This window comes from Nocardioides sp., assembly GCF_035703625.1.
Classification (GTDB): domain Bacteria; phylum Actinomycetota; class Actinomycetes; order Propionibacteriales; family Nocardioidaceae; genus Nocardioides.
Window position 1 is genome coordinate 24,514 of record NZ_DASSXS010000277.1, and the last position, 7,185, is coordinate 31,698.

The window sequence follows — 7,185 nt, forward strand, 5'->3', positions numbered from 1 at the left end:
GGCACGGATATGGTGACCCACGTTGCCCGTCCCGGACGAAGAGGTCGCACGTTGATCAGCAGGATCCTCATCACCGGTGGCGCCGGGTTCATCGGCCGCCACCTCGCGTCTCACCTGACCGACCACGAGCTCTCGGTCACGGTGCTCGACAACGAGTCCCTGGGAGACCGCCGGCACCTCGACCTCGACCGGGTCCGCTTCGTCGCGGGCGACCTGCGCAGCCCCAGCGACCTGCGGCAGGCGCTGGACGGCCAGGACGCCGTGGTCCACCTGGCCGCCGACACCCGGGTGATGGACAGCATCGAGGACCCCACCCACAACTTCGACAACAACGTGGTCGGGACGTTCAACCTGCTCAACGCGTGCCGGGAGCTGGGCGTCGGTCGGGTGGTGGCGGCCTCGACCGGGGGCGCGATTCTCGGCGAGGTCGACCCGCCGGTCCACGAGGAGATGGCTCCGATGCCGACGTCGCCGTACGGCGCGTCCAAGCTGATGCTCGAGGGCTACCTCAGCGCGTACGCCAGCTCCTACGGCCTCAGCAGCTGCGCGCTGCGGTTCTCCAACATCTACGGTCCCCGCTCCTTCCACAAGGGCTCCGTCGTGGCCGCGTTCTTCAAGCAGGTCCTCGCCGGCGAGCGTCCCACCGTCTACGGCGACGGCTCGCAGACCAGGGACTACCTCTACGTCGGCGACCTCGTCGAGGCGATCCGGGTCGCCATGCTGAGCGACGTCACCGGCCCCTACCAGCTCGGCAGCGGGCACGGGACCACCCTCAACGAGCTGCTCGCCACGATGCGCACCGTCACCGGCCTCCCGATCGAGGTCGACTACGTCGACTTCCGCGACGGCGAGGTGCGTGACACGTGGTGCCAGGTGGACAAGGCACGCGCCGGCTTCGGCTACGACCCCTCCACCCCGCTCGAGGAGGGACTGCGGGCGACCTGGGAGTGGTTCCGCTCGCAGTCCCCCGAGGAGACGTCGGCGTCGGCGGGGCGAGGACAGGAGAGCCGATGAAGAACATGCTCCGGAGGCGGCGCGGTCCGCGAGTCGTCGACCCGCGGCGGCGGCGCAGACGGGAGCCGCTGAGTCCCGACGTCGGTGGCCAGCGCCTGGAGAGCCGGGCCAAGGAGACGGACGTCGTCCTGCACATCGGCCTCCACAAGACCGCATCGTCGTACATCCAGGGAGTCCTGGCCGCCTGCCGCGACGACCTGCGCAGCGAAGGGGTCCTCTATCCCCGGACGGGCATCGTCGACAAGGGGTCGACCAGCACCCGCGAGGGTGCCGGATCGGGTCACGGTCTCCTGTCCCGCCGGGGACGCCACCGCGTGCTCCAGGCGCGCCTGCTCGGCGAGCTGGAGGAGAGCGTCCCGACCGTGCTGATCTCGTCGGAGGAGTTCTCGCGCGAGGGCGACACCCCGACGCCGGAGAAGCTGCTCGACCGGTTCCGGCCCTTCAGGTCGGTCAAGGTGGTCGTGGTGCTGAGACGTCAGGACGACTGGATCGAGAGCTTCTACAAGCAGGTCGTCGACCAGTACGGCAACTTCGAGACGCGCTCGTTCGAGGAGTTCCTCGAGCAGAGGGGCCGGCACCTCTTCGACTTCCACACCAGGTTCACCCCGTGGCGCGACCTGGTTGGTCCCGAGAACTTCCACGCCCTGTCCTACGACGACCTGGCCGACGGGGCGGCCATCTGCCGCCGGCTGCTCGAGATCGCGGGTGTGCGCGGGCCCCTCCTCGACAACCTCGCGAAGGTCTCCGTGCCGCGGTACGACAGCGTGCGTGCGATCGACACCGTGGGACTGCGCATCCTCAACTCCCACCGGCTGGAGGACCGCGACATCCGCACCGGGATCGCCAGGTCGATCTACGACGTCGCCCCGGCGGGCGACATCGAGCTGATGACGGCGGATCTCCGGGAGCAGATCCAGCAGATGTGTCGTCCGATCAACCAGCGCATCGAGGAGGACTGGTTCTCCGAGCCCGTCCCCGGCCTGCGGTTCGAAAGGGAACCACGGGCATCGACCAAGACCCCCCCGACGGGCCTGGAGATGGTCGACTACGTCGACAAGGTGATCGCGTTGTGCGAGGAGGGGCTCCGGGCCACGCGGCCGGAGGCGATGTGGACAGGTGGCGGAGAATGAAGGACGCAGTCGTTGCCGTCAGCACGGTGAAGGCGGACCCGGACCAGGTCGAACGCTTCCTGCGCCGCAATCTGGGCGCCGGGGTCGACCACATCATGGTCTTCCTCGACGACCCGAAGTCTCCGGCACGCAAGCTGCTCGAGGAGCATCCGCACGTGACCGTCGTACGGACGGGCCCCAGGTACTGGAACGGCACTCGGCCGCCGCGGGTGTCCGACCGGTTGCGCATCAACATGAACCTCGCCAACGCGGTCCTCGCCACGGTCCCCTCGGTCGCCTGGCTGATCAGCATCGACTCGGACGAAGCCGTCTGCATCGATCGCGACGCGCTGGTGCGCAGCGAGCAGCGGGCAGTCCTGCTCTCCGTCCTCGAGGCGGTCAGCAAGCGGAGCTGGCCCGACGACGAGCCGACCCTGTTCAAGTCCCGGCCCACCGACGGCGAGCTCGCGGCGCTGGCCGCGATGGGAGTCATCCTCGAACCGGACCTGGCGTTCTACTTCCGCGGCCACCAGGAGGGCAAGACCGCGGCTCGCCCGGACCTGAAGGTCCGGATGCGGGTGCACTCGGCCGTCAACGAGGCCGGACGAGGCCTCGCCCGCCCCGCCCCCGGCATGCACGTGCTCCACTACGAGTCCCACAGCCTCGACGACTTCATCCGGCGATGGAAGGACTACGCCCCCGCGAGTGCCCACCTGCGGACGCACCGTGACGAGCGCAAGCTCCTCGGCATCGCACTCCACACGCTCCACAACCACGAGGTGCTGAGCGAGCGCGAGCGCAACCGCCTCATCAAGCACCTCTTCGACCGCGAGGTGGCAGACGACGCGAAGACGCTCCAGAAGATGGGGCTCGCGGGTCCCGCGCCCAAGCGCGAGTACGAGCCGCGCCCGCTCCCACCTGCCGACCTCGACCACCTCGAGCGCCTGCTCGAGGGGCTCCTCCCAGGGGACAAGCACGTGTTCAACGAGGGCGGGACGGCGGAACAGATCGCCGCCGAGCTTGCGGCGGCCGCTGACCGCATGGCGGGGTCGGGAGCCGACGCCGCGGTCGAGAACGTCCGGCGGACCCTCGACGAGTTCCACCACCGGAGCGAACGCCCACCATCCTGAGACCGACGGCTGGGTGATCGGGTTGGGTTCCCCCGGATCGCCGGCCGCGACGAGGCCGCGGCCGGCGCCCCTGAGGGGGTCAGCGGGTCACGCAGGCGAGGTGGTGGATCCTGCCTGCGCGGCGGCGGAGTCGGAGCTCCACACCGAGACACACGGGATCTTGCTCTGGTCGCAGCTGTCGGCGTACTTCTTCGTGATGTCGGTGACCTCCTCCATCAGGCCCTCGCTGAGGGTGATGGGGGAGAGGCCGAGGTGGAGGAAGCGGTCGTTGGCGACGTGCAGCTCGTTCTCGTCGGCCTCGTTGCGCGGGTTCGGCAGGTTGGCGATCTCCACGCCGGTGCGGTCCGAGATCATCTTCGCCAGGTCGCGGACCCGGTGGGTCTCGGTCATCTGGTTGAAGATGTGCACCCGGTCCTCGCGAGCCGGCGGGTTCTCCAGGGCCAGCTCGATGCACTTCACCGTGTCCTGGATGTGGATGAAGGCGCGCGTCTGGCCGCCGGTGCCGTGCACCGTCAGCGGGTAGCCGATCGCTGCCTGCATGAGGAAGCGGTTGAGGACCGTGCCGTAGTCGCCGTCGTAGTCGAACCGGTTGATCAGGCGCTCGTCGAGCCTGGTCTCCTTGGTCTGCGTGCCCCACACGATGCCCTGGTGCAGGTCGGTGACCCGGATGTGGTCGTTCTTGTTGTAGTAGGCGAAGAGCAGCTGGTCCTGCGTCTTCGTCATGTGGTAGATGCTGCCCGGGTTGGCGGGGTAGAGGATCTCCTGGTCGAGCAGCTTGCCGTCACCGGTCGGGACCTTGATCTCGAGGTAGCCCTCGGGGATCTTCATGCCCGCGGTGCCGTAGCCGTAGACGCCCATCGTGCCGAGGTGGACCACGTGGATGTCGAGCTCGCTCTCGACGACCGCGGCCAGCACGTTGTTGGTGGCGTTCAGGTTGTTGCTGACCGTGTAGCGCTTGTGGCGGCTGCTCTTCATGGAGTACGGCGCCGCGCGCTGCTCGGCGAAGTGCACGAGCGCGTTGGGCTTGAAGTCCTCGAGCAGGTCGAGCAGGCGCTGGTAGTTGATGGCCACGTCGATGTCGTGGAAGGCGATGTCCTTGCCGGACACCTCCTTCCAGACCCGCAGACGCTCGCCCATCGGCCGGATCGGCGTGAGGGAGGAGACCTCCAGCTCGATGTCGATCTTGCGTCGGGACAGGTTGTCAACGATCGCGACGTCGTGCCCCTGGGCAGACAGGTGCAACGCCGTGGGCCAGCCGCAGAAGCCGTCCCCGCCCAGAATGAGTACGCGCATTTTCTTCCCTTCGTGGTCAGGCCCGGCCGCGGCGGGCGTTTCCCGTGCGGCGAGTCCAGAATCGTTGTCGAGTGAAGTCGGTGTGTCCGCGCCGGGCGTGTCCGGGGCGGTGGAGGCTCGGGAGATCTGGCCGGTGGCGGGGTCGAAGTGCAGCCCGCACTCCTTCACGGAGTCCATCTCCCACCACCATCGTCCGGCGCGAGTGTCCTCGCCCGGGCCGATCGCCCGCGTGCAGGGGGCGCAGCCGATGCTGGCGTAGCCCTTGTCGTGGAGCCGGTTGTAGGGAACCCGGTGGTCGCGGATGTAGGCCCAGACCTGGTCGGTCGTCCAGTCCAGCATCGGGTTGAACTTCTGGACGCCGTACCCCTCGTCCCAGGTCGAGACCTCGAGGTCCTTGCGGGTGGCCGACTGCTCGCGGCGCAGCCCGGTCAGCCACGCCCGCTTGCCGGCGAGCTCCCGCTTGAGCGGCTCGAGCTTGCGCACCCCGCAGCACCCGTGCCGCAGCTCGACGGCGTCGTAGAAACCGTTCTGGCCGTGCTCGGCGGTCCAGGCGGCAACCGCGCCGGCATCGGGGGTGACCATCCGGATGATCGACCCGTAGCGCTGGTGCACACTGTGCGCGAGCGCGTGGGTGTCCTCCGGGAGCCGGCCGGTGTCGATGCTGAAGATGTCGATGTCCAGGTCGTGCTTGGCGATCAGGTCCGTCATCACCATGGATTCGGGACCGAAGGCGTTGGCCAGGACGGCCGGCTGATAGTCCGCGGCGATGGTCCGCAGGAGCGCCAGCGTTTGCGAGAGCGCATGGCGATAGTCCACCTGCAAGACTCCCTTTGGTCGACGGCGCGGCCCGGACCGAGTGATGCTAACACCGGCAAGCGGCGAAACCCTTACCCACGAAGCGCGTCCTGGCACCGGCACAATGGCGCCCGTGACCGAGCCCACTCCCCGCCCCACCCGCGCCGATTACCTCGCCTGGCGCACCGTGACCACGCGCTGGCGCGACGACGACGCCTACGGCCACCTCAACAATGCGACGTACTACGAGCTCTTCGACACCGCGGTGAACGCCCACCTCTACGAGTCGACCGGCCTCGACGTCCGGGCGCTGCCCCAGATCGGGGTCGTGGCGGAGACATCGTGCCGCTACTTCCGCGAGCTGGGCTTCCCCGAGCCCATCGACACCGGCCTGGTCGTCGACAAGGTCGGCCGGTCGTCGGTCGTCTACCGGATCGGCCTCTTCCAGGGCGCGGGGGACGACGCGGCGGCCGAGGGCAGGTTCGTGCACGTGTACGTCGACAACACCGACCCGGCGCGTCCGGTGACGCCCGTCCCGGACGAGATCAGGTCCGCCCTCCGGCCTCTGCTTCGACCGTGACCAGGGGTGTGGGATCGTGGTCCCGCACCGTTCGGAGGGAAAAGATCACCGTGCTGCTCATCGGTCTCGCGATGCTTGTCATCCTCGTCATCAGCGGGCTGGTCGTCGCCTACGTCGCCTTTCCGCATCGCGACAAGGAGATGCCCCACGCCCCGTGGCTCGGTGACGCCATGAACAAGGCCACCGACGCCCTGCCGACTCTCGACGAGGACGAGGGGACCGACCCCAAGCGCTGATCGGTCCCCCTGATTGGATTGGCCCCATGGGTGACTGGCTCTACCTGATCATCGGCATCGCCGTCCTCGGCGTCGCCCTCGTCGCAGGCCTGCTCGCCGGCGGGCGCCGCGGGCGCGGCGCACCACCTCCGGCCGGCACCGACGTCATCACCGCGCCGCCCACCGAGGCGGAGGAGACACCCGCGCAGGCGCCCTCGCCGGTCGCCCCCGAGGTCGAGCAACCCGAGGGGACCGCCTCCCGGCTGACCCGGCTGCGCCAGCGGCTGGCCCGCTCGCAGGGAGGTCTGGGCCGTGGGCTGCTCGCGCTGCTGTCCCGCGACCGCCTCGACGAGGACACGTGGGAGTCCATCGAGGACACCCTCCTCACCGCCGACGTCGGCGTGAAGCCGACGCAGGAGCTGGTCGACAACCTGCGCACGCGCCTGCGCGTCGAGGGCGAGGCAGATCCCCGCACGGTGCTCCGCGAGGAGCTGCTCTCGCTGGTCGACCCCGAGCTCGACCGCCGGCTCGGCGTCAGCGGCGCCGACGGCAAGCCCGGGGTGGTGCTCGTCGTCGGGGTCAACGGGTCGGGGAAGACCACGACCGTCGGCAAGCTCGCCCGGATCCTCGTGGCGGAGGACCGGTCGGTCGTCCTCGGCGCGGCCGACACGTTCCGCGCCGCGGCGGTCGAGCAGCTCGCCACCTGGGGGGAGCGGGTCGGGGTCGAGGTCGTCCGCGGGCCCGAGGGGTCCGACCCCGCCAGCGTCGCCTTCGAGGCGGTCCGCGAGGGCGTCGACCGCGAGGTCGACACGGTGGTCGTCGACACCGCGGGTCGCCTCCAGAACAAGGCCGGCCTGATGGACGAGCTCGGCAAGGTCAAGAGGGTCATCGAGAAGCAGGCGCCGGTGACCGAGGTCCTGCTCGTGCTCGACGCCACCACGGGCCAGAACGGCATGGTCCAGGCTCGGGTGTTCAGCGAGGTCGTCGACGTCAGCGGCATCGTGCTGACCAAGCTCGACGGCTCCGCGAAGGGCGGGATCGTGGTGGCC

At 69.4% G+C, this 7,185-nt stretch carries 7 protein-coding genes; 6 read left to right on the top strand and 1 reads right to left on the bottom strand.

Going from position 1 to position 7,185, the window contains the following annotated elements:
* Positions 1-51: 51 nt before the first annotated feature.
* The 3 genes from VFN12_RS14520 to VFN12_RS14530 are packed head-to-tail and all read left to right on the top strand — an operon-like array spanning position 52 to position 3,253.
* Positions 52-1,014, top strand: coding sequence for an NAD-dependent epimerase/dehydratase family protein (locus tag VFN12_RS14520; protein ID WP_325119445.1), 963 nt, complete (start codon positions 52-54; stop codon positions 1,012-1,014).
* A complete protein-coding gene (locus VFN12_RS14525; protein WP_325119446.1) occupies positions 1,011-2,144 on the top strand; it encodes a hypothetical protein in 1,134 nt (377 codons plus the stop codon). The genes VFN12_RS14520 and VFN12_RS14525 overlap by 4 nt, the downstream gene beginning before the upstream one ends.
* On the top strand, positions 2,141-3,253 hold the full coding sequence (locus tag VFN12_RS14530) for a glycosyltransferase family 2 protein (RefSeq protein ID WP_325119447.1): 1,113 nt from the start codon (positions 2,141-2,143) through the stop codon (positions 3,251-3,253). Before VFN12_RS14525 ends, VFN12_RS14530 begins: the two co-directional genes overlap by 4 nt.
* Before the next feature lie 87 nt (positions 3,254-3,340).
* Here the strand turns inward: VFN12_RS14530 and VFN12_RS14535 are convergent, their stop codons facing one another.
* Positions 3,341-5,362, bottom strand: coding sequence for a phosphoadenylyl-sulfate reductase (locus VFN12_RS14535; RefSeq protein WP_325119448.1), 2,022 nt, complete (start codon positions 5,360-5,362; stop codon positions 3,341-3,343).
* Positions 5,363-5,474: 112 nt separating this feature from the next.
* Here VFN12_RS14535 and VFN12_RS14540 point away from each other — a divergent pair, with 112 nt between their 5' ends.
* The 3 genes from VFN12_RS14540 to ftsY all read left to right on the top strand — a co-directional run.
* Positions 5,475-5,921, top strand: coding sequence for a thioesterase family protein (locus tag VFN12_RS14540; RefSeq protein WP_325119449.1), 447 nt, complete (start codon positions 5,475-5,477; stop codon positions 5,919-5,921).
* A 50-nt stretch (positions 5,922-5,971) separates the two neighbouring features.
* Positions 5,972-6,157: a hypothetical protein gene (locus VFN12_RS14545; protein WP_325119450.1), complete on the top strand. Its 186-nt coding sequence runs from the start codon at positions 5,972-5,974 to the stop codon at positions 6,155-6,157.
* A gap of 26 nt (positions 6,158-6,183) precedes the next feature.
* Positions 6,184-7,185, top strand: a 1,002-nt coding sequence (ftsY, locus tag VFN12_RS14550) for a signal recognition particle-docking protein FtsY (RefSeq protein ID WP_325119451.1), incomplete at its 3' end; no start/stop codon positions are given.